Genomic DNA, 22,533 nt, shown 5'->3' with positions numbered 1-22,533 from the left:
TATAGCCGCATCAGGTCCAACTCAGACATCGCCGCAGATCACAGGCCACTCAAATTTAAATGTTGCACCACGAAGGCGCTGGACTGACTGCCGATACAAATTCCTCCGGTATGCCCTTTTCCTGCGTTAGGGTGACGTCGGGACAATAGGTATCGACCACATTCCCATCCGTAATGACCAGCCCCCGATAAAATATGTCATCCGTGTTGGGCGGAGCATAAAATGACCGTGGGCCGTCGTTCGTGATCATCATCCCGTTTTCGAAGTGGAAAGTCCCGAGAGTATGCCCGTAGTACAGACAGTCCATGCCGATCGTCATGCCCTCCTCAAGAATGAAGCTTTCCGGGCGCCCGCGCTGTGTGGGAAACAGCGTATACCACTCCACAAATTCTTGACCCACGCCGTGCGACAAGATAATTGTCTTTCCGGGATACGGCACTCCCGAGGCTTTCATCGCCTCCATGCCGGCTTGATACACTCCCTTGCTTGACAGCCCGGGCCGTAGCGCGGCTTCCATTGCCTCATAGGCGTGCATCACGGCATCAACGCCCTTCAGGTAGCTTGCCGGAGGATCACCAAGGAACACCGTTCGGCTCGCGTCGGCATTGTACTGCAACATGTGCCCTTGGCCTTCGAGCACGTAAAACTTGCCCTCTTCGAGCTCAAAGTCATTATTGGGCATAAAAAAACTATCGGCTACGTACTCATCACCAAACTTGCCACCCCAAAAGAGTCCTTTATCAGAAACACTCCGGCCACCATGCCTTGTCCACGTGTTCTTATACAGGTACGCTAAATCGCGCCAGTTGACCCCTGGACGCATTTCCTTTATAACCGCGCCGAGAGCGATCTGGTTGATTCGCGCGGAATTACTCAAAAGCTTGAGCTCTTGCCTAGTCCTGACCTTTCGAATGTCCCAGAAGATCTGATGCGCATCCACCACCTCGATCTCGGGGATATGCTCTTTGATGTGGCTCCCGAATCGAAGGTCATCAAATCCGACACGGCCGTTCGTGAGACCAAGACGTCGAAACGCCTTCACCGTGGCCGTCACGATGTCATTTTCCAGATCTCCGCTGACACGTTCGTCGACAAATTTCCGGATCGCCGCGTTTAATTTGCTCTCCGCATCGACCGGCTCGGGCGTCGGATCCGTGCTGAGCCAATCGTAGAGGCACACGTTAGGCATCCATGTCGGTTCGCCATCGACCAGGGCGGGAAGGACGGCGGTCAGCGTGACAAATGTGGGATCTTTTGCCGGATCGCGAGGCAATATCGCCGCTTCATAGGGCTCACTGTAACACCACTCATTGAAAAGTGTACGGACCCCGGACATATAATAGCTGTTATAAAAAGTTGCCCCTACGATGGCTGTCAGATCATTTTCATCCATCTTGACCAGTGCGCGCCGGTAATTAAATAGCGCATTCTCATCGTATGGGTTGCCGCTTTCGACGGGCCCCTTAACGCTGGTCATATCGATCGCCTCGCTTGCTCCGTGCCTCTGCCTGGCGTACTTGTCTCCAATACGGCGTCATGCCTTTCAAGACGGCGCCGGCTTACCCTGGCCGGCGCCATCAATTCCTGCCTCGCTGGGACGGACACCACCCCTGACGTATTACGCGTCACGATTCGATCACAATTTCACCCACCTTGTTGTCCACCACGATGGGACACTTAAAAAATCGGATATTAGGCTCTTCGCGGTAGCGTTCGACGAATGACTTGCGCCATGCCGCGTCATACAAGCGGTCGGCGGATTCTTGAGTGTCGAATAAATAAATTCCGCCGCCCCTGGTGTTATCTTCGGTCCGGATGTAATACTTTCGGATCAAACCCTTTACGTGTCGGTACCGTTCCGAGGACTCCTTGAAGACGGTATCGATCTCCTCGGCGGTCATTCCCTTAATCGGAAATTCGACCATTGCTAATATCATTATCGGCCCTCCTTCTCCCTCATTCCTTCTCCCTCATCAAGTGATCGCCACCAGCCACGCCGTGATGCCGTTAACCGCCGCACACGATCGCTAGCAATACCGATAGTGTGCCCAGGGTGGTAGCGCGGCGTCGATCCGCCTCGCCGTAGTTGAATATTTACACTCTTTGCATAAGCAATTGTCCTTCGCCAATCTGGGGACTGCTCAGTTCGGAATGCGCACCCGACGGGCACATGTCCGTCGCCGCGATCAGGGCGTGATCAGCATCTTCAGGAAACCGGCTTCCCGGCCGGCGAATTGGGTCGCCGCCCCGGGAAACTCATCGAGCCGGATCCGGTGGGTGATGACCGCGGTCGGGTCGATGACGTTGTTCTCGATGAGCTGCATCGCTTGCCACTGCGCGGTTTTGGCGTTGGCGAAGCCGTTGAGACGCAGCTGGAGATTCTTGAAGAACATGTCGAACAGCGACGCCGGGTGATCGCGCTCGAGATACACTCCCCCACCGCTGATCGTCGCGCCGGGCCGAGCCAGGGCAACGGCCAGGTCAAAGCCCGCGCCGCGGCCGGCGAACTCGACAACCTTGTGCACACCAAGCCCGTTCGTGGCGTCCAGGATTGTCTGAATAGAGGTGTCGACCGCCTGTGGGCCGGCATCGAGCGCGATCGCGCCGAGCTTTTCGGCCCGCTCCCGGCGATAGGCCACCGGGTCCAGCGCATACACCGCGGCATCGGTGCGCCGCCGCAGCAGATCAAGCGCGAGCAGTCCGGTAGGCCCGCACCCGACGAGGGCCACGGTGTCGGTGGGCTCGATAGCGGCCGCGTGCACGGCGATGGTGGCGGCGGGCAGGTTGCAGGAGAGAAACGGTGCGATCTCGTCGGGGATGGTGTCGGGCACGTGCTCGAGGTGGGCGTCGGCGAGCGGGACACGGACGTATTCGGCCTGGCTGCCTCCCAGGTCGCCGAAGGCGGTGCCGAAGCCGTAGATCGCCTTGCCACTCGTCAGGCAGTGCGCGGTCTGGCCGGCCCGGCACATCTCGCAGCGTCCGCAGCTGACCGAGTACGGGAAGGTGACCCGGTCACCCACCGCGAATTGGCTCACGGCGGAGCCCACCTCGACGACCTCACCGCAGATCTCGTGACCGAGCGTGGTGTGCCCGGGGGCGACAAGGTCGGCGACCTCGCCGTTGAACAGGTAAAGATCCGATCCGCACATCGAGGCGACCTTGGTCTTGACGATCAGGTCTCCGGGGTCCTGGATCGTGGGATCCGCGACGTTTTCGATGGTTACCGTGCGGGGTCCTTGATAGACGGCTGCTCGCATGTAAACCTCCTCGTGCGGGTGGATTAGTCGACGGTCCGCCGCTGCAAACGCTCAGCCGAAGCGGTCATAGTGGATACGGTCGATCGGCGTGTTGTGCTCGCGCAGCAGCGCGAGCACCGCGTCGACCATCACCGGCGGCCCCGCCAGGTAGTGCTCGGCGTCCCTCAGCGCTTCCAGTTGCGGCCCCAGCGCGTCGGTGACAAACCCCGTGGTGCCCGGCCAACCCCCGGCAGGCTTAGCCAAGGCGCCGTGCAGCCGGGCCGACGGCAATCGGGCGACAAGCGCCTGCAGCTCGTCCCAGCACACCAGCTCGTCTCGGGTGTTCGCGCCGTAGAACACATGCACCCTCCGGCTGGTGGCGGTATCGGCGAGCTGGCGCACCAGGGCGATAATCGCCGAGATCCCGGTCCCGCCCGCGGTGAGCACCACATCGCGTTGCCCCGCGCGCACCCACATGTCCCCGTAGGGCAGCTCGATGGGGATCGGCTCGCCGGGAGACAGCGAGAAAAGGGCGCCGCTTCCCGGGCCGCCCGGGTAGCGCTTGGCGATGAACTCGACGGTGTCGGCGCCCGGCAGACCGGCCATCGAGTAGCAGCGCCGCAGGTTGGGGCCGAACTCGAGGATGGCGTGCTGGCCCGGCCGGTACACGCTGGCGGCGTCAAGACGAAACCGGAATCGGCGGATACCCGGCCCCAGCTCCTCGGCGGTCAGCAGCTCGGCGCGGTAGTCGCGGGTGGGCCGTTCCTCGAACGGCCCGAACCGCAGCACCTTGAGGGTGATGTCGGAGCAGGCGGTGGACTGGCAGGCCAGGAATCGCCGCCGGCGCGCGTCGCGGGGGTCGACCGCGGGGGCCTCCGGGAAGAGCAGTTGCACCTCCCCCTCGACCAGGGTCGCCTTGCACGTGCTGCAACTGCCCCACCCGCATTCGAATGGCAGCCACACCCCCGCCCGGCGGGCGGCACCGAGGATCCGTTCGCCGGAACGGACCCGAAACCGCACATCCGTTCCGGCGACATGGGCCTCGAACGAGCCGGTGGCAGCGCCCCCCTCAGCGCACAATTCCGGCAAGGAACTCACGGTGGGTCTCTTTCACCCGCGAGGCGACCGCGCCGGGATCCAGCGGCCGCGGTGCCCGGGCGAATTGGCCCGCCAGGCCCGCGACCGCCTTTTCGGCGCGCGGCTGCCATTGGCGCACCCACCCGTCGAGCACGCCGCTCAACTCCGGTTTGCGCTGCACGGCGTATTCGGTAAGCGCCTGGGTCCACCGTTGGCTGCGGCGGGCGTCGTGGGCGAACTCGGTGCACAGCGCGGCCAGCAAGCGATCGTCGTTGTTTTCGGCCAGCGCGCCGAACTCCTGGTTGACCAGGGCGTCGACCATGGGTTTGACGACGACGTTGAGCGCGGTGAACGCCTCCCCCCAGTCATAGGCGATCAGCAACTTTTCCAGTGCTTCCCGCAGCGGCTGCCAGGCGGGGTCCTGCTCCCAGGAGCGCCGCGCGGTGGCGGTCTGCGCGATGTCGTCGCCGTGGGCATTGGCCAGCACCTTGGTCCAGTAGGCGAACCGCTGGATGCGCCGCAGCTCATCGGCGGCCTGGAAATGAGCGCAGTTGGTGATGTAGGACGACGGCGCCATCTGGCCGATGTACAGGCCGACCATCTGCAGCACGTGCAGGGGAAACCGCAACGGCACGAACAGCGTCCGCAGGGTGTCCACCCACCCCGGGGAGAGGGTGGTGACCGATCCGACCTCCTCATGCTCATCGATCAGGCCGTCCACGTACACCTCGCGCTCGTGCTGGTGGGCGACGTAGTCCTTATAGATCAGCCGGTCGGGGTCGCGGAAGTCCTCCCAGTCATCGACCTGCAGCGGCGAGCCCTCGCGGTGGGTGAGATACCACTGGTTGATCGCCCACTGTGGGTCCATCTCAAACGGGGCAGGCTCGTGCCGGAAGTGATGGTGCAGCTTGCCGGTGACAACCTCATACGGTGTGGGCTTTCGCCGGACGTCGCCGAACAAACTCCACGTCTTTGTCTTTCGCCGTTGCTGGCCCTGCGCGCTGGTCACAGCCTCAGTCCTGCCTTTCTAGGTACCAGACCCACTGGTCGTCTGTTTGCTTGAGCCGCCCGGCGAACGCCGAGAGGGCGGGCTCGAGATCGGTGAGCGGGAACTCCCGGCCGAGTTCGTCTTCCAGGCTGCGCCGGGTCAGCACGCACCGGTGGGGCACGCTGATCCGCACGTAGCCGCTCTGGTCGTCCACCGTCACATCGGCGCCGGGGTTGTCCAACTCGATCGCGGCCACCACGGCCTCGGCGAGTTCCCCGTCTATGCCGCGGATCACCGGGCCGACGAGCTTTTCGTTGGTATTTTCACTCACGGTCATTGTTCGCCCTCGACTTCTTGGTAGCGGTAGTAGTGGCGCTGGCCGTCCTGCGGAACACCGACACGCACCGTCCCGTCGTCGGTGACCTTCATCGGGAACCGGAACAGCCGGCACCCCGCGGGGTTGATGCACACACCGGCCTTCAGGTCGAACAGCCAGGAGTGACCGGCGCACTCTAGGGTCGCCGACTGCTCGTCCCACTTCCCGTCGGCCAGCAGCACCTCCTGATGCGGGCACAGCCCCTGATAGGCGGCGAACGAGCCGTCCAGGTGGTGCACGATGAGCACCTGCTCGCCCTCGACCTCGGCGTCGATGAGGTCGCCCTCCCACAGGTCTTGGGCTTCGGGGACCTCAACCCAGCGCAGCGGCGCCTCGTTGCTCATTCGTATCCCACCTGGATCACATCCATCGGGGTAATTTGCGTGCTGGCCAGGGTCGCGTCGCCGGGCAGGGTGGCGCCGTTGTGCCGAACCGCCAGCGGCCGGTCTTGCGCCGCAACCCGATGGCCCACCACGTGGTGGGCCACCTTCTCGGCGACCACATTCATCGGGTCGGTGTCATCGACAGGCACCACCAGCGCCACGAAATCCCCGTCGAACACCGCCTGCAGCGGAAACAGCGCCATTGCCGCAGCCCTCCTTTCGTCTTGCGCCTCGTCGTCAGGCGACCGAAGATCCCCGGTGCGGGAGCCCAGCGAACGCCCAGGCGTAGTTCACGGCGTCCTGCCCCATCTCCGCCGGGGACAGGCCCATGTAGGCGAGCGTGCCCTCCATCGTCGGTGGCTGGATCTGACCGGTGAGGAACCGGTCGACAATGTTGAGGTGCCCCTGGAACCGTGCCGGTGACTGCTCGAAGACCCACTGGCAGGGCTCCGAGCAGAAGGTGTAGCGCCGCCCCTCGCGATCGAGGATCCTCGGCAGCGGGCTGGAGAGCTTGCCGGCGTTGTAGCCAGCCGGGGCAACCACCGGGATGTGGCACATGTTGCAGACCATGGGCAACGTCTCGGGCAGGGTGGCTTCGGGGTTGCCGGCCCGGATGTTCTCCGTGATCACGTCCCAGTGCCGGCCGAAGTTGTCGTTCCAGCCGGGATACTTGGCCTCCAGCCAGTCCCGTCCCTTGCCCGGGGTGACGCCGCCATCTGGGTTCCACCACACGGTGGGACGCCAGTACCACACCCCCAGGTGCAGCGCGTGGTGATACCAGTCCAGCTCCGGGATGAAGATGTCGTCCCAATACCAGGGCTTTTCCAGGCCGAAATCGCGGAACTGGTCGAGGAACTGCTTGCAGATCCACTCCTGCATGAACTCCTTGAACGAGTGGCCGCGCTGCTCCACCGGTGTGTAGTAGTCCATCGACAGTCCGGTTAGCAGCGCGAAGATCCGCCATGAGCGCCAGAACATGTGATCCACCAGCTGTTGCGCGACGTCCTTGCGCCCGTGCTTGACGAGCAGCTTAATGGTCGGCTCGCCCTGCTGGGCGTGACGGGCCTCGTCGGTTTGGATGGAGGAGATCAGCGCGCCGAAGCTGACGTCACCGACGTTCATCGCGTCGGCGGCCATGCCCAGGAATTGCAGGTTGGTGAACCCGGTCTCGAAGGTGAAGGTTAGCTGGACCGCGGTCGACACCGCGTCATTGGCGGTGAACATGTCGTCGAACAGGCTGCGCGCGGCGATCGCGCCCCACTCGTTGGTGTGCACCGTCTTGAGCGCCCAGTCGAATCGGGGCTCCCTTCCCAGCAAGCCGTAGGGAATGTAGAGCTGTATCTGGCCGTGGCGCATCTCGTCCAAGGTGCCGTAGAGCGCCATGTTGCGCCACGCCGCCGCCCGGCCGAAGCGGCCCATCCGCGACTCGCCGATGCTCGCCAGATACTCGGGCACCGCGATCGCGCCGTAGTGGGCGATGATGGCCGACTTCCAGCCGGGATCGAGCTGTTCGAACACCTTCGACCGCGCTATGGCGGCGTTGACCGCATACACTTCGGTGTCCTTGTCATGCTGGTTGTGCATGTACTCGGGGTAGGTGATTTTGTAGGGCTCATCCCACGTCCACCAGGCCTCGGCGGGCAACCCGAAGCCGTTGGACAGCTCGGTCGGCCAGGCCTCCTCTTCGCTGACATAGGACAGCGTCCAGTTCATGTCCCGGGTGAGGTCATACCACTCCGAACGGGCAAGTTTGGGCATTGTTAGCTCCTGTCCTCGGGACCGCACAGCAAGGGTCCGGTTTGGCGCTCGGATCCGTTTGCAACGGACCCATGCGTGGAAGTCTTGGCCCGTCCCGACACGGCGTCAACGCGCGTTCCACGATGAGGAACATCACAGTCGATCCGTGTTGCGCCGCCCGCCGCGGGCGCCTCGTCAGGTCAACTCGCCGCCGGCACGCCCACGGCCTGACCGGGCCGATCGTCGTTACCAATGCTGCGCGAGCGCGCTTTTGGCCCCGAACGGGTCGGCTGGGTGGGGTCAACGGCCACCGTTTTGGCCAGCTTCACCGCGGCGAGGCTCGCCAGTCGTGCGTGCCGGTCGATGTGACGCTCGGCGTAAGCGGTCGGCGCGACGACGGACAGCGCGGCAAACGCCTGACCGGAGCGGTCGCGCACCGGCACGCCGACCGAGGTCAGCCCGGCTCGGGTCTCGTCGTGGTTCAGCGCGAAACCGCGCCGCCGCGTCAGCGCCAGGTCACGCTCGAACTCACCGGCGCTGCGGATCGTTGACGGCGTAAGTTCCGGGAAGCCCGCGCGCATTCGCGCCGTGGCACAGCTAGGGTCAAACGCCGCGATCGCTTTGCCGCAGGCGGTGCTGTGCACCGGCTGTCGGCGCGCAACCGTGGAAAACAGCGGCGTGCAGCGCCCACTTTCCAGCCGCTCCAGCTGAATCACGTCGGCCCCGTCCGCGACCGCAAGGTGCACGGTGCACCCGCTGCGCTGCTGCAGCTCGTACAGGAGCGGCATCGCCGCGCGGCGCAGACCGTAGCGGCCGATCGCCAGTGTGCCCAGCTCATAGAGGTGCAGCCCCAGCCGATACCGACCGGTTTCCGGGTTGCGCTCGGCGAATCCCCGCGAGCACAGCGTTGTCAGCAACCGATGCACGGTGCTCTTGGCGACGCCGAGCCGGCGGCTAAGGTCGGACACGCCCAACTCTTCCTGCGTCCCGAAGCAGTCCAGCAAGTCAAGCGCCGTCGCCACCGAGTGCAGACCGCTCACCGGCGTCGCCATGCTCTCGATCACGCAGACCTCCTCGTCACCACCGGATGTGGTACCTATCACAATGCGCTACCACCGTGATACTAGCAACAAGTGCGTTCCGTTGGGTGGGACGGACTGCCTGGCTAGCCGACCCCGGCATAGTTGGCATGCCTAGGCCGGGCCCAGGGAACGGGCCGCCCCGCCCGGGTGCCTATGATCGGGCCGATGACCGTCGTGACGTTGTTGCATCCGGGCGCGATGGGTGCCGCGGTCGGCCGGCAGGCCGTATCCGGCGGTGCCACGGTGCGCTGGGTGGCCGCGGGGCGCAGCGCCGCCACCCGCCGGCGCGCCGCCGAGGCCGGGCTCGAGGAGCACAACGGGCTGACCGCCGCCCTGGACGGCACGGATGTCGTGTTGTCGATCTGCCCGCCCGCGCATGCCGAGGACGTGGCCCGCGCGGTTTCCGGGTACCCGGGTATCTACGTCGAGGCGAACGCCATCTCCCCGGCCCGGGTGCAGCGCATCGCCGCAGCGCTACCCGCAGCTCGAGTAGTAGATGGCGGCATCATCGGTCCACCGCCCCGACGGCGCGGCACCACCCGGCTGTATCTGTCCGGTGATGCCCGCGGGTTACCCAACTTGTTCGAGGGCACCGCGCTGGAGGTGGTGACGCTGCCCGGCGGCATCGGGCAGGCCTCCGCGCTGAAGATGGCCTACGCGTCGTATCAGAAGGCCAGCCGCGTGCTGGCCGCCGTGGCGCACGCCTTGGCCGCCGGGCACGGGGTCGGCGAATACCTCACCCGGGAGGCGGCCCTGCTGCGCAGTTTCCCCCTCGCCGATGTCGACCACTTCCCCGAGGTGGCGGCCAAGGCCTGGCGATGGGCGCCGGAAATGCGCGAGGTAGCCGATACCCTGTGCGCCGCCGGGCTGCCCACCGGGTTGGCGCTCGGCGCCGCCGCGGCGCTCGAGCGCTGGGCACCGCTCAAAGACCGCAACGACCTGGGCGTCGCCGACACGCTCAAGCTGCTCGTCGAACACCGCGACGGCCGCCACCCGGTCGCCGAGGCGCGCGGCCGGGACTAAAGCAGCACCTTCTCTTTCGGGCCGCCGATGACCATCGCCTCGGCAGTCGACCGGCGGGCGTGTTCGGCGCTCTGGTGTGCGGTGCTACACCTGATCCAGCTCATGCAGCCGCAGCGACTGGATAACCTCACGGTAGGACGTCGCGGGCCTGGTCACGTCGAAGAGCAGCGTCGGCATGCCGAGCGCCCGCGCGGCGTCGGTGTTTCCGGGCTGGTCGTCGACGAACAGCGCCAACCCGGCCGGGATCGCGAGCGCGTCCAAGACGGGCCGGTACGCGGCCGGGTCGGGTTTGAGCACACCCGTTCGGGAGCAATCGATCACCACGTCGACCTCGTTCAGAAAGGTCACGCGACCGATCCACTCGTCGCCGAAGTAACTGGCGAGGTCATTGGTCAGCACGGCGGTCCGCAGTCCAGCCGCCTTGGCGGCGCGCACCGTTTCGCGCGCCTGGCGACGAATCAGCGAGTCGACCACGTCAACCGGGTACAACTGGGCCATCATCGCGCGCACGCCCGGGCGTCCGGTCACCGCGGCCACCTCCTCGGCTCGGGCAGCCCAATACTCCTGCTCGCGGATCTCCCCGGCCAGCATCCTGCGCCACAGCGAGTCCCGAGCGGGGTCGAAGGGCCCGGTCCAATCGAATGTTCCGGGCGCCACACCGAGTCGGCGCTCGAAGCCCCGCACCACCTCGAAGGGGGTGAGCAGCACCGGGCCGCCGAAGTCGAGCACCAGCGCCCGCATCGTCATGGCGGTCCGCCGAACGCGTATTTGGCGGCATAGACGCTCGGATCCCACGTGGCCCCGGACTCGCCGATCGCCGCGACGCCGGGTCCGGTGGCCGCCGTCACCGGCCGGGTCTGCACGATGACGACCGGTTCCCCCGCGCGGCGCGTCCGTTCGATCACCCATTCCACATCCACCGGATACCCGAAGTGATCTTCGATCGCGCAGACCGCGTTGGCGATCGCCGCGATCTCCTCCTCGTCGAGGACCCGAGCGGCACGGAAGCGATCGGGCATGTCGGTTTGGACAACGCCACCCCTGGCGTAGTCGAAGGTGGACACCACCCGCTTGTCCGCGACGTAATAGGCCAGCACGCGCCGATCGCCCTTGCCCACTTCGACGTGGTCGGGCGTCACCACGCCCTGCACGACGGCCTCGCCCCATCCCCAGGTGCCCTCGATCACCATCCGGTCGCGCTTACCCGAGACCGGATGGAGGGAAAATGCGACGCCGGACACCCGTGCGGGAATCAGTTCAAGCACGCCTACCGCCATCGGCATGTCGTGGTGCGAGCGCCCGTGCTCGAGGCGATAGGACAGCGCCCGGGCCGAAAAGAGGCTGGCCCAGCACCGCCGGACGGCGTCGAGCACCTGGGTCTCGCCCGAGACGCCCAGGTAGGTGTCGAAGATGCCGGCGAAGCTGGCTTGGGCGCTGTCCTCCCCGGTCGCCGAACTGCGGACCGCCACCGGTTGACCGACGTCGAGGCAGCGGAAGGCCAAATCGGCGTACGCGTCACCGATGGCGGTAGCGAGCTTCGGCTGCACCGGGGTGTGCTCGAACGCGGTGCGGATGGTATCCGCGACTGCCGTGAGCCGCTCGCGGTCGACGGGCGCGGTGATCGTCGACAGGTGTTCGTCGATAACGGCATCCAGGCCGGACTCGGCGCATTGATAGGCATAGGCGTCGACGGTGATGGTGAAACCGCGCGGCACCTTCATGCCGATGCGCGCCAACTCGGTGAGGCGACCCATCTTCGCCCCGGCGATGGCGATCGCCGACGCCGGATCCACGTCCTCCAGCCAGGCGATGAACCGGCTCATGTCGGCGTCTCGGGCTTCGGCGTCTCGGGCTTCGGCGTCTCGGGCTTCGGCGTCTCGGGCTTCGGCGTCTCGGGTCGTGCGTCGTCGCGGCGCCGGTAAATGAAGACGTCACCGGTCGACCCGTCGACCTCCACCTCGTCACCATCCCGGATCAGGGCCGTGGCGAGGCCGACCGCCGTGACGGTCGGCACGCCATACTCCCGGCCGACGATCGCCGCGTGCGACAGCGAGCCGCCCTCGTCGCAAACACAGCCCGCGATCTTCGCGAACGCCGGGGTCCAGTTGGGCGACGTCGACTCGCACACCAACACCTCACCCGATTCGATTTGGTGCAGGGCGTCGGCGTTGCTGAGCACCCGCACGGGTCCGCGCGCACGACCGCCGGCGGCGGGCACACCGCGCAACGTCTCCACCGGGGCGTCCGCGCCCCCGGTACGCACCGCGTGCAGGAAGTGCTTATTGAGCCCGAAGACCTCGATCAAAATCGGATCGGTGATGGTGTCCGGCACCGTGCCCAGCACCTTGGGCATCGTGGCCCGGCGCTGGCGCCAGTAGCTGAAGTACTGGCGGCGTTCGGTGATCAGGGTCTTGAATCCGCGAAGATCGGCCTCCCCGTCAAGCAGCGCCAGGATTTCCGGCCAGAACAGGAATATCGTGTCGTCGGGCTGGTCGGCCCCCAGCGCCTCGGCAACGGCCAAGCAAGCCCGGCGCAGCGGCAACATCGCGCGCAGGTCAATGTAGTAATCGTGTTCCTCGTTCCACCAGGTGAAATTGGCCTGCTGGCAGGACACCAGCCCGGCGTCGAAGGCCGCCTGCTCTTCTCGTGTCAGCTTGGATCGTGCCGCGTCGAGCGCGCTCTGACGCGCCTCTGTGGCCGCCGCCCGCGCGGCCGTGAAGTCGTGCGGGGCTGGCATCTGCAAAAAGGTCCTGATCGTGCCCAACGGCGATGTGGGATCCTCGACCCAGCTGGGCAGCGCGATGTCGTCGATCCCCTCGGTCCGCCACCCGTAGATGTTCAGAAAGTCCTCGAACTCCGACAGCCAGCCCGCGGCCCGGCCGCCCGCCCTGGCGAGCGTCACCGCCAGCCGCTCGGGCGGGGTGGCCGCGAAAATGGCGTCCAGCCCGGCGCTGCGGGCCGACTCCGCCAGCCGCCACAGCTCGCGGTCCGTCGCCATAATCCGGGTGTCGCCGCGCTCGAGGAATTGGCAGATGTCGGCCGGATCGATACCCAGCTCGACGCACAGGCCCCGAAAGGCCAGGTAATTGGCCAGCAGCGGGTACATCAACTCGAAGTGGATCTCCCATGCCCGCCGGTGGTGGGCTCGGGCCCGCAGCAGATGATCGCGCAGCTGCTCGCGTGACATGCCGGCCAGGTCGGCGCGGCGAAGGCGCTGCCACTCCTCGTCGATCTCGGTGCGACGCGCACGCCAAATCCGGTGGAAGTCCCGGATGAAGACCGGCAGGGCCTGGGCGAACCGCGCCGCTCGGTCGCTGTGGCCTGCCGTCGAATCGAGGGGGATCTCTGCGGCGTAGGTGTGCGTTGCGGCGGTGCGCACGGCAATGCCGCGTCCCGACGGCAGCGGCAGGTGCTCCGCCGCATGTTGGGTACCCCAGGCGTAGTCGACCATGCTGATCAGGCCCATCGGGGTGAGCCCCCGCGGCCAGTGAAAGTCCAGAAACCAAAAGCGGCGCTGATCCTCGGTCCGGAACCGCGAGTACGGCTCGCTGAGCCAGGGCGCCGAATCGCCGGCAAAGCCGGGATCCCCCGGATACCCGGCGTCTGCGACGAACTCGTCGATCGGCACTACGGTGGCCATTCGTCAACCCCAGACGGGTCCACCGGGCTGACGGCCCGTCGACCACCAGGCGGCGCCGGCATCGGCGCGGTTGCCGCCCATCGGCTTGCTCACCCCAGTTCGGTCTCCCAATCCCGGTCTTGCAGTGCATCGCGAACATACATCAAAAATCGGGAAGCGGTGACACCGTCGAACGCGCGGTGGTCATAGGAGAGCCCGAGGATGCACATGTGGTGGATGGCGATCGCGTCGCCGACGACGGCCGGCCGGCGCGCCACAGCGTCGGTGGACATGATCGCGACGTTGGGCTGGTTGATGATCGCCGCCGACGCGTAGCTGCCCAGCGGCCCGGGGTTGGTGATCGTGAACGTCGAGCCGGACAGGTCGTCGGCGGTAAGCTTTTTCGCTTTCGCGGCGTCACCAACTCTCCTGATGGCCCGCGCGAGGCCGCGCAAATTGAGTGCGTCGGCGTCTTTGATCACCGGCGCCATCAGCCCCTGCTCGTTGAGGTCGACGGCGATGGCCAGGTTCACGTAGCGGTGCAGCGTCATCGTCTTGCCGACCATGTCGAGTGAGGAGTTCACCGCCGGGAAGGCGCGCAGCGCGTCGACGGTCGCCCTGGCGATGAAGGCCAGATACGTCAGGGAGGCGCCCTCGTGTTTTTGGAACTGCTCCTTGTGCCGCCGCCGAACCTGTTCGACCCGCTCCAGGTCGACCTCCACGGAGGTCCACACGTGCGGTGAGATCTGCCGCGACTGCAGCATCCGCTCGGCGGTGAGCAACCGGATCCGCGACAGCGGCACCACCTCCTCACGGTCCCCCGCCGCCGCTGCCGGGGCGGGCGTGACGGGCGCAGCGGTGACGGGAGCCACCGGCGGCGCACCGACGCGGGCGGCGATGGCCGCGACGACGTCTTCGCGGGTGATCCGCCCACCCGCGCCCGAACCCGACACGGTTGTCAGGTCGATGTTGTTGTCCGCGGCCAGGCGGCGCACGACCGGAGACAGCAAGGATCTCCCGCCGTTGCCCGGGTGCGCGCGCCCGGGCGGCGCGGATGCCGTCAGCGTGGTGGTGGGCGCTTGCGCAACCGGCTCGGCCGGGGCCGCGGCGGGCTGCGCGGGGGCGGTGGCCGGCGGCGTGGCGGGAGCCCCGCCGCCAGCAGCGGCCCCGGCCGGGCCGATCCGGGCGAGCTCGGTGCCCACCGGAACGGTTTCGCCCTCTGCGACCAGCACGTCCAGCAGCACCCCGTCATACGGGCTGGGCACCTCCGAGTCGACCTTGTCGGTGGCGACCTCCAGCAGCGGATCGTCGAAGGCGACCGGGTCGCCGATCGACTTCAACCACCGTGACACGGTGCCCTCGGTGACCGTCTCACCGAGTTTCGGCATGGTCACCACGTGCACGTCGTCTGCCATGATCCTCCGTCTCAGCCGTGCAGGGCGCGCCCGGTGAGGGCGAGCATCGTCTCACCCACGGCCTCCGAGAGGCTGGGGTGCGGATGGATGAACGCGCCAACTTCTTCGGGCAGGGCCTGCCAATTGACCGCCAGGTAGCTTTCCGCGAGCAGTTCGCTCGCCCACGGCCCGACGATATGGACGCCCAGGATGGGCCCGTCGCGCTGGGCGACGACTTTTACCATCCCGTCGGTGTCGCCGATGATCATGGCCCGGCCGTTGCCGGCGAACTTGTGCTTGTGCACCACGACGTCATAGCCCGCGGCCCGGGCGCCCGCCTCGGTGTAGCCGGTCCAGGCGACCTCGGGATGGGTGTAGACCACCCACGGGATGCGCGCATAGTCGACCGGAACGGGTCTCTCGCCGAGGATCGCCTTGATCGCCACGATCGCCTCGGCGTAGGCGACGTGCGCAAGGCCGCACGTGTCGACCACGTCGCCGACCGCGTAGACACCCGGCCGAGTGGTGGCCATCGTGGTGGTGTCGACGTCGATGAATCCCTTGTCCGAGACGCGGACTCCCGCTTCGGCCAGCCCCATGTCCGCGGTTGCCGGGCGGCGTCCGACCGCCACCAGCACCTGGTCGACCTCGATCTTCTCCGGCGTGCCGTTGGCTTCGAATCCGAGAACGACTCCGCCGTCTGACCTTTCGGGTGGGCTCACTTTCGCTCCGGCGTGAATCGTGGTGCCCCGCTTGACAAGAGCCCGGCGCAGCACGTCGGCGAGCTCCGGGTCCGGACCGATTGGAAGGATGCCCCCGGGCAGCGCCTCCAGCAGCGTGGTCTGCGCACCGACATCGGTGAACATCGACGCGAACTCCGAGCCGATGACGCCACCGCCGATGACCGCGACCCGGCCCGGCAGGCTGGCACTGCGGGTGCTGTGGTCGGAGCTGACGATCCGCTCCCCCTCGAACTCGAAACCGGGAAGGGTCCGCGGCACCGACCCGGTCGCCAGGATCACCGCCCGCCCGCGCAGCGACGTGCCGTCCACCGACACCCCGCCGGAGGCCGTCAGCCGGCCCCGCCCGGAGACCAGTTCGACCTTGCGTTTTTTGATCAGACCCGTCAGCCCGCCCACCAGCCGGTCGACGATCCCCGTGGTGCGCTCCGCGACCCGCGTCCAGTCGGCCGTCAGAGCGCCGGAGCCGCCGGCGCGGATCCCGAAATCCGCCGCGTGCGCGGTGGTTCGGTACACCTCGGCGGTGTGCAGTAGCGCTTTGGCGGGGATGCAGCCCCGATTCAGGCAGGTGCCGCCGACCGTGTCGCTCTCGACGAGCGCAATAGACAGGCCCGCCGAGGCGCCGTAGAGTGCCGCCGCGTAACCACCCGGCCCCCCGCCGATGACCACCACGTCGTAATCGTGGTTGCGGCCGCTCATGTCGTCGCCACCTTGCGCAGCGTTTGGATGACCTCGGCGGTTTGCGGGACGACGTCGTCCTCCAGGGGCGGGCTGGTGGGGATCGGGGTGTTTTTGCCGGCGATCCGCACGACCGGGTGATCCAGGGCCCAAAAGCACTCCTCGGCGATGACGGCGGCGATCTCGGCACCGTAACCGAGCCGGCGCGCCGCCTCGTGCAGCACGACGGCGCGGGCGGTCTTGCGCACCGAGTTGGCGATCGTCTCGACGTCGAGCGGCACCAGGGTCCTGATGTCGACGACCTCAACGGAGATCCCCTCCTTTTCCAGCTCGGCGGCGGCCTCGAGTCCCTGATGCACACCCACCGAGTAGGTGATGAGCGTGACGTTCGTTCCCTCCCGGACCACCTTCGCCACGCCGATGGGCACCGGATCCAGCGACAGCGGCGCCTTGATTCGCCGGTAGAGGTACTTGCTCTCCAGATACAGCACCGGGTTGTTGTCCCGGATCGCACTGATCAAAAGGCCCGCCGCGTCGCTCACCATCGCCGGCGCGACGATCTTCAATCCCGGCACGTGGGCGAAGTAGGATTCGATGCTTTGCGAATGCGTCGGGCCGGCGCGCAGCCGGGCCCCGAACGGGCACCGAAACGTGATCGGCAATGGGTCGCCGGTGCGGAAGTGGTGGCGCGCAACCACATTGATGATCTGGTCGAACGCGCAGGAGATGAAGTCGGCGAACTGGAACTCGACGACGGGACGCAGCCCCATCAGCGCCGCGCCGGCGGCCAGCCCGGTGAACCCGGACTCCGCGATCGGGGTGTCCACCACCCGTCGCGCGCCGAACCTGTCCAAAAAGCCTTTGGTGACCTTGAAGGCGCCACCGAATTGCCCGACGTCCTCGCCGATCAAGAAGACGTCCTCATCGGCGTCCATCTCCGCGGCCAGCGCCCGGCTGACAGCCTCGAGGTAGCTGACCTCCCCGTTTGCTGCTGCCGCGCTGGTGGGCGCGGCGGTCTTAGTCGGCATAGACCCGCTCCTCCAAACCGATCGGCTCCGGCATCGGGTCCGCGATCGCCTTCGCCCGGGCGTCGATCGCCGCCTGCCGTGCTTCGTGCTTGATGGTGGTGATGTCGTCGTCGGTGGCGAATTTCAACTCCCGCAACGTCGCGGCGAACTCCTCGATCGGATCCCGTTTCGCCCACTCGGCGAGCATCTCGCGGGGTACGTAGTCGGCGGGATCGTGCTCGGCGTGCCCGTGCATGCGCATGGTGACCGCCTCGATCAGCGACGGGCCCTCACCGGCTCGGGCGCGTGCGACCGCGCGCACGGTTGCCTCGTACACCGCGATCACGTCGATGCCGTCGACACGCTCGCCGGGCATGCCATAGGCGATCGCCTTGGTGGCCAGATCCTTCGATTTCGATGTCAGCCGCAGCGGCGTGGAGTAGGAGTACTGGTTGTTCTCCACGATGAAGATACACGGCAGCTCGAGCACCGCGGCGATGTTGAGCGCCTCGTGGAAATCCCCGCGTCCCGTGGACCCGTCGCCGCAGTACGCCAGCGCCACCCCGTCGCTGCCGCGGTATTTGAACGCGAACGCCGCGCCGGTGGCCACCGGATAGTTATCGGGAATATGGCTGGGCGGGTTGTAGATGCTCAAGTCGAGCCGGCCGTAGTGCAGGGTGCCGTCCCGGCCACCGGTCGGTGAGGTGGCCTTGCCCATGAAACTGGCCATCACCTCGCGCGGGTCGACGCCGCGCCACAGGTGCGCCCCGAGATCCCGGTGCAGCGGAGCGAGGAAGTCGCTGGGCCGCAACGCCGCGGTGGTGCCCACCGCGATCGCCTCGTGCCAGTGCCCGGTGTAGAGCGAGCCAAGCAGCTCACCTTGCCGGTACATGCTGACCATCCGGTCCTCGACCGCTCGCTGCAGCACCATCGTGCGGAACATCCGCAGGTACAGTTCGCGGTCGGGCGCCGGTGGCGCCGCCCGGCGGCGGTCGCCGGTGCCCGCCTTGGTGGTCTTGCCGGTGACAGTCATCGTTCTTGCGCCTTTCCCACATTTCCCACATTGTCGGTGTCGCCATTGTCGGTGTCGCCGAAATCGGCTAGCTGATGCTAATCACGCACTTCGCCACGAGCCGCCCCTTGTCCTTGGGCCGCCGGAAACTCGGCGACTGCCCGGTTGAATTCGGTGCTGTGCTCGATCTGTGTCCGATGCCCGCCATGCGCGTAACGTCCACGGACACTCGGCGGAGCGTCGGCGCTGAGGTGGAGCACGCCCAGTGACGTAGCCGACGGAATTACCCGCTCGTCTCGGCAGCGAACGATCGACGTCAGGTGGGGACGTTCGGCGGTGCCCCCTTCGACTGTCACCATCGAGTCGACACCGCGAGTGACACCGGCGCGCCGCTCGGTGACGCCGAAGCGAACCAAGGCGACGGGGATCTCTCGGTGGCGCTCGGCGAGGTCGGGCATGGCCGGCCGCCAGCGGCGATCGGTCCGGCTACCATTTACGACCACCGATCCACCGATCACCGGCCGTTCGCCGACCATCTGTAGTCGCCCTTCTCCCCTGGCCCGAATCCGGCCCCAATCACACAGATCTGTGCGCCATCAGATCTGTGCGCCGATTGCCTGTGATACTCCCGTAATACTGGCCCGAACCTGCTGGTCGATGGCCAAGTGTTCCGTATCAGAGAACACGATCAGAGAACGTAATTACAGTGCGCCCCGACCCCTGGCATCGTGACCGTTCTGCAAAGAGCGCGCTGCCCGGCGGCCATGTAACCGCATGCCGTCCTCGAACGCGGTGCAGCGGCCAATTGCCGCCCCCAGCCCGGCCAAACAACGTGTCACAGCACTCTCCGGTCTCGTACACGCGAGAACACCGGCGCCCCGGGTGGTCATGCTCGAGGTAGCCGCCGTCACTGCCATAGCGTGATTCTCAAGCGGGCCGGCTTACCGCGACGCTGAAATCGCAGCCAGTTTTGGCTCGCACCTCGTCGAGGGTCACCCCAGGACGCAACTCAATGAGCGTGAGCCCTCGTTCAGGCTGAACGTCGAACACACAGAGATCCGTAATGATCATGTTCACAACGGATTTGCCAGTGATGGGCAGGGTACAGCAATCGAGGATTTTCGGGCTGCCGTCTTTGGCGATGTGTTCCATCACGACGATCACCCGTTTGACGCCCGCCACCAGATCCATCGCCCCGCCAGGGCCCTTGATCATCTTGCCTGGCACCATCCAGTTAGCCAGATCACCATTCGCCGCCACCTGCAGACCGCCCAGGATCGAAAGGTCGATGTGGCCGCCCCGGACCATCGCAAAGGATTCGGCACTGCTGAAAAAGCTTGCACCCGGGATGGCGGTGATGGTCTGCTTGCCGGCGTTGATCAGGTCGGGGTCGATCGTCTCCTCGCTCGGGTAACCACCGATGCCAAGCAACCCGTTCTCCGAGTGCAAGGTCACGTTGATGCCGTCGGGAATGTAGTTGGCTACCAGCGTCGGAATACCGATGCCCAAATTCACGTAGTAGCCGTCGCGTAATTCGGCGGCGGCTCGCTGAGCCATCCACTGGCGAATCGGGCTCTCGCTGGTGCTCCCGGCGCCAGCGACGGTGCGGTACTCGATGCGTTTTTCGTAGTTGCACCCGGCGATAATGCGATCCACGTAGATACCGGGGGTGTGAATCTGGTCGGGGTCGAGTTCGCCGACCCCGACGAGCTCTTCGACCTCGGCGACCGTCACCGCAGCGCAGGTGGCGACCATGGGGTTGAAATTACGGGCCGTCTCATGATAGACGAGGTTGCCGGCGTGATCGCCCCTCCACGCTTTGACCAACGCGACATCGGCCCGAATGCTTTCTTCGAGAAGGTATTCGGTGCCGTCGAAGACCCGGGTATCTTTGCCTTCAGCAAGCAGCGTGCCGAAGCCGGTGTGAGTGTAGAAGGCGGGAATACCGGCACCGCCGGCGCGTAACTTTTCCGCCAACGTGCCCTGGGGCACCAAGGTCAGATCCAGCTCGCCGGAAAGCACCTGACGTTCAAACTCCTTGTTCTCGCCGACGTAGGAGGCGATCACCTTTTTCACCTGCCGCTCCTTGAGCAGCAGACCCATACCGAAATTGTCTACTCCGGCGTTGTTTCCCACGATCGTGAGACCCTTGACGCCGCTCTCCACCAACGCTTGGATCAGGTTCTCGGGGATGCCGCACAAACCAAACCCACCGGCGGCGATGGTCATCCCGTCGTGCAGCAAGCCCCGTAGCGCAGACTCGGCATCGGGATGGACTTTGCTCACGTGATACTCCTGGCTGGGTTAACACGGCTGCATCGCACTATTCGACACGGCCAACCATATTCAGGCTGACCCGAAGGTTAGCCAACACTTACCTCGAAACTTCATGAATTGGGTGTTTGCGAGTGTCGTGAACGCGAAAGACGCACTGCCACAAGGATAATCGGACTGTTCAAAGTCCAGATATCCAAGATGGGAGTGCATCTATCAGAAGCAGGCTACCACCGATTGGTCGAAGAATCTTCGAGTTGAGATCGCCGGCGACGATGTGGTTGGGCACACCGGCAATGTGATCCCGCACATGCTAGCTAGCTGATGCGACCGGTCTGACCAGCGGTTTGTCTGAGGAATTGTCACGGCCCGAGGTCTTGCCCCTCTCTGCCAACCTGGGTTGAGGTGCCCGCCCCCTGATAATTAGTGACCTGAGGGCGGGGATAGGGAGACTCCCCGAGATGACTAGCAAGGTGAGCACGTTGGTCTGCGCGGCCGGGATGGAAGATCCTGGTCGAGTGGCTGCAGCCCGCAGGGCGAAAGCCCGACCACCGTGAAATTTTGAGGTTGGTGAGAATTCGCCCATCGGGGCTGCAACCCGAGGTGGTCATGCCGTGGCCGGAGGGGATAAGAGCCTGTTCGTAAACTTGTGTTGCTGTAGTGACTAATGGTAACAGTGTGATAACGATTGGGTGTCGTTCAACGGCACAAGACGGGGCTCGCGGTAGCAGATGGACACCATATCCCTTGCTGCCGGAGCCCCGTGAATGCCTGTCTACCCTGTCGAGTTCCCGAAGACCAGTTGCGCCGCGGCGGGTTGCCTTTGTCGTTACCGAAAACCGCAGTATCCATCTGATCTGACCGATGAGCAGTGGACGCTTTTGCGCCCGGAGGTCGAGGCCGTGATGGCCGAGTTGCGCCGCGGCCCAGGCGGGCGGGCGATGGTCCATGATCTGCGGGCGGTGCTGGATGCGATCGGTTACCTCACCCGCTACGGTATCGAATGGCGGGCTCTGCCAGCCGATTTCCCGCCGTGGCGGGCGGTGTATGCGTTCTTTGAACGCTGGAGCCAGCGGGGGATGCCGCAGCGGCTGGTCGACGGGTTGTGCGCCCGGCTGCGTGTGACGTGGGGCCGGGCCGCGCTGCCCACGGCCGGAGTGATCGACTCACAGTCAGTCAAGGCCGCCGACACCGTGGGCGCCGCCACCCGCGGCTACGACGCCGGCAAGAAGATCAACGGCCGCAAGCGCCACATCGTGGTGGACTCGCTGGGCCTGCTGCTGGTCGTGGTCGTCACCTCGGCCTCGATGCAGGACCGCGACGCCGCGTTTCGGGTGCTGGGCGTGGTGCGGGAACGCTTCGCCACGATCTCGCTGGTATGGGCCGACGGCGGCTATGCCGGGCGTTTGGTCGACTGGGCGAAATCCGTTCTGGCACTTACCGTCCAAATCGTCAAGCGCAGCGACGACATGGTCGGCTTCACGGTGCTGCCGCGCCGCTGGGTCGTCGAACGCACCTTCGGCTGGATGCTGCGTCATCGCCGCCTGGTCCGCGACTACGAACGCCGCCCCGACCATCACGAAGCCATGGTGCTCTGGGTCAACGTCACGATCATGACCAGAAAACTCCAACAAGCGACCTCAGGGGCACCACCGGATACCAGATGGGGACGCCCCCGCACCGGCCCGCCCACGCCCATCGAGCGGGCAGCGTAACCGTTTACGAACAGGCTCTAAGAGCGTGTTCCCCGCCAACCGTCGAACTTGTCCTCCGGGCCGGCTTGTCGCCGGAGCCGACCAGCCCGCCAGCGGGGTCCAATCAAATCCCCAAAACCCAGCCTGGGAACAGACATCTCAAAGCCGCTGTAGTAAAACCCGGACGTGGAGTTGGCCAAGACCAAACCCCTC

Annotated in this window: 20 protein-coding genes and 1 pseudogene; 2 read left to right on the top strand and 19 right to left on the bottom strand. The window is 65.8% G+C overall.

All coding sequences use genetic code 11. The features are described from left to right. Window positions 1–55: 55 nt before the first annotated feature. The 10 genes from MSM1_RS19280 to MSM1_RS19235 all read right to left on the bottom strand — a co-directional run bounded on the left by MSM1_RS19280 (window position 56) and on the right by MSM1_RS19235 (window position 8,861). The gene (locus MSM1_RS19280; protein WP_213445402.1) at window positions 56–1,477 is read right to left on the bottom strand and encodes a Xaa-Pro peptidase family protein; all 1,422 of its coding nucleotides are present in this window, start codon (window positions 1,475–1,477) and stop codon (window positions 56–58) included. 148 nt (window positions 1,478–1,625) lie between these two features. After that, window positions 1,626–1,925, bottom strand: coding sequence for a YdhR family protein (locus MSM1_RS19275; RefSeq protein WP_282100977.1), 300 nt, complete (start codon window positions 1,923–1,925; stop codon window positions 1,626–1,628). A gap of 261 nt (window positions 1,926–2,186) precedes the next feature. Further along, complete coding sequence (locus tag MSM1_RS19270) at window positions 2,187–3,257, bottom strand: alcohol dehydrogenase catalytic domain-containing protein (RefSeq protein ID WP_213445397.1); 1,071 nt, start codon at window positions 3,255–3,257, stop codon at window positions 2,187–2,189. Between the two features lie 51 nt (window positions 3,258–3,308). Continuing rightward, on the bottom strand, window positions 3,309–4,334 hold the full coding sequence (locus MSM1_RS19265) for a 2Fe-2S iron-sulfur cluster binding domain-containing protein (protein WP_213445395.1): 1,026 nt from the start codon (window positions 4,332–4,334) through the stop codon (window positions 3,309–3,311). After that, the gene (locus tag MSM1_RS19260) at window positions 4,306–5,322 is read right to left on the bottom strand and encodes an aromatic/alkene monooxygenase hydroxylase subunit beta (RefSeq protein ID WP_213445393.1); all 1,017 of its coding nucleotides are present in this window, start codon (window positions 5,320–5,322) and stop codon (window positions 4,306–4,308) included. The genes MSM1_RS19265 and MSM1_RS19260 overlap by 29 nt, the downstream gene beginning before the upstream one ends. Window positions 5,323–5,326: 4 nt before the next feature. Continuing rightward, a complete protein-coding gene (locus MSM1_RS19255; protein WP_374101745.1) occupies window positions 5,327–5,632 on the bottom strand; it encodes an MmoB/DmpM family protein in 306 nt (101 codons plus the stop codon). Window positions 5,633–5,634: 2 nt separating this feature from the next. Next, window positions 5,635–6,021, bottom strand: coding sequence for a Rieske 2Fe-2S domain-containing protein (locus MSM1_RS19250; RefSeq protein ID WP_213445388.1), 387 nt, complete (start codon window positions 6,019–6,021; stop codon window positions 5,635–5,637). Further along, window positions 6,018–6,263 carry a toluene-4-monooxygenase system B family protein gene (locus MSM1_RS19245; RefSeq protein WP_213445386.1) on the bottom strand — a complete coding sequence of 82 codons (246 nt, stop codon included), beginning with the start codon at window positions 6,261–6,263 and terminating at the stop codon, window positions 6,018–6,020. The genes MSM1_RS19250 and MSM1_RS19245 overlap by 4 nt, the downstream gene beginning before the upstream one ends. 34 nt (window positions 6,264–6,297) lie before the next feature. Beyond that, window positions 6,298–7,818: an aromatic/alkene/methane monooxygenase hydroxylase/oxygenase subunit alpha gene (locus MSM1_RS19240; RefSeq protein ID WP_213445384.1), complete on the bottom strand. Its 1,521-nt coding sequence runs from the start codon at window positions 7,816–7,818 to the stop codon at window positions 6,298–6,300. Between the two features lie 179 nt (window positions 7,819–7,997). Continuing rightward, complete coding sequence (locus MSM1_RS19235) at window positions 7,998–8,861, bottom strand: IclR family transcriptional regulator (protein WP_213445381.1); 864 nt, start codon at window positions 8,859–8,861, stop codon at window positions 7,998–8,000. A gap of 183 nt (window positions 8,862–9,044) precedes the next feature. On the opposite strand from MSM1_RS19235, the gene MSM1_RS19230 reads away from it, so the two are divergent. Further along, window positions 9,045–9,902, top strand: a complete 858-nt coding sequence (locus MSM1_RS19230; protein WP_213445379.1) for an NAD(P)-dependent oxidoreductase — start codon at window positions 9,045–9,047, stop codon at window positions 9,900–9,902. A gap of 84 nt (window positions 9,903–9,986) precedes the next feature. Here MSM1_RS19230 and MSM1_RS19225 read toward each other — a convergent pair whose 3' ends face one another. The 9 genes from MSM1_RS19225 to MSM1_RS22585 all read right to left on the bottom strand — a co-directional run bounded on the left by MSM1_RS19225 (window position 9,987) and on the right by MSM1_RS22585 (window position 20,638). Next, window positions 9,987–10,649 (bottom strand): HAD-IA family hydrolase, encoded by a 663-nt coding sequence (locus MSM1_RS19225; protein ID WP_213445377.1) that lies wholly within the window; start codon window positions 10,647–10,649, stop codon window positions 9,987–9,989. Beyond that, a complete protein-coding gene (locus MSM1_RS19220; protein WP_213445374.1) occupies window positions 10,646–11,725 on the bottom strand; it encodes a PEP/pyruvate-binding domain-containing protein in 1,080 nt (359 codons plus the stop codon). The genes MSM1_RS19225 and MSM1_RS19220 overlap by 4 nt, the downstream gene beginning before the upstream one ends. Next, complete coding sequence (locus MSM1_RS19215; RefSeq protein ID WP_213445372.1) at window positions 11,722–13,542, bottom strand: PEP-utilizing enzyme; 1,821 nt, start codon at window positions 13,540–13,542, stop codon at window positions 11,722–11,724. Before MSM1_RS19215 ends, MSM1_RS19220 begins: the two co-directional genes overlap by 4 nt. Before the next feature lie 89 nt (window positions 13,543–13,631). Continuing rightward, window positions 13,632–14,936, bottom strand: a complete 1,305-nt coding sequence (locus tag MSM1_RS19210) for a dihydrolipoamide acetyltransferase family protein (RefSeq protein ID WP_213445370.1) — start codon at window positions 14,934–14,936, stop codon at window positions 13,632–13,634. A gap of 11 nt (window positions 14,937–14,947) precedes the next feature. Next, entirely contained in the window at window positions 14,948–16,354 is a 1,407-nt protein-coding gene (lpdA, locus tag MSM1_RS19205; RefSeq protein WP_213445367.1) for a dihydrolipoyl dehydrogenase, read from the bottom strand. Next, window positions 16,351–17,361, bottom strand: a complete 1,011-nt coding sequence (locus tag MSM1_RS19200) for an alpha-ketoacid dehydrogenase subunit beta (protein ID WP_213445365.1) — start codon at window positions 17,359–17,361, stop codon at window positions 16,351–16,353. Before MSM1_RS19200 ends, lpdA begins: the two co-directional genes overlap by 4 nt. After that, window positions 17,351–18,373, bottom strand: a complete 1,023-nt coding sequence (locus MSM1_RS19195) for a thiamine pyrophosphate-dependent dehydrogenase E1 component subunit alpha (RefSeq protein WP_236056909.1) — start codon at window positions 18,371–18,373, stop codon at window positions 17,351–17,353. The genes MSM1_RS19200 and MSM1_RS19195 overlap by 11 nt, the downstream gene beginning before the upstream one ends. Before the next feature lie 77 nt (window positions 18,374–18,450). Further along, window positions 18,451–18,810: a hypothetical protein gene (locus MSM1_RS19190; RefSeq protein WP_213445363.1), complete on the bottom strand. Its 360-nt coding sequence runs from the start codon at window positions 18,808–18,810 to the stop codon at window positions 18,451–18,453. 469 nt (window positions 18,811–19,279) lie between these two features. Further along, window positions 19,280–20,638 (bottom strand): 3-oxoacid CoA-transferase subunit B, encoded by a 1,359-nt coding sequence (locus tag MSM1_RS22585; RefSeq protein ID WP_213445361.1) that lies wholly within the window; start codon window positions 20,636–20,638, stop codon window positions 19,280–19,282. 755 nt (window positions 20,639–21,393) lie between these two features. Between MSM1_RS22585 and MSM1_RS19180 the strand changes: the two are divergent. Beyond that, a pseudogene (locus MSM1_RS19180) lies at window positions 21,394–22,260 on the top strand (IS5 family transposase); the annotation flags it as partial. Window positions 22,261–22,533 lie beyond the last annotated feature (273 nt).

The organism is Mycobacterium sp. SM1 (assembly GCF_018361265.1).
GTDB lineage: Bacteria > Actinomycetota > Actinomycetes > Mycobacteriales > Mycobacteriaceae > Mycobacterium.
This window is presented reverse-complemented; position numbering and strand designations above follow the sequence as displayed.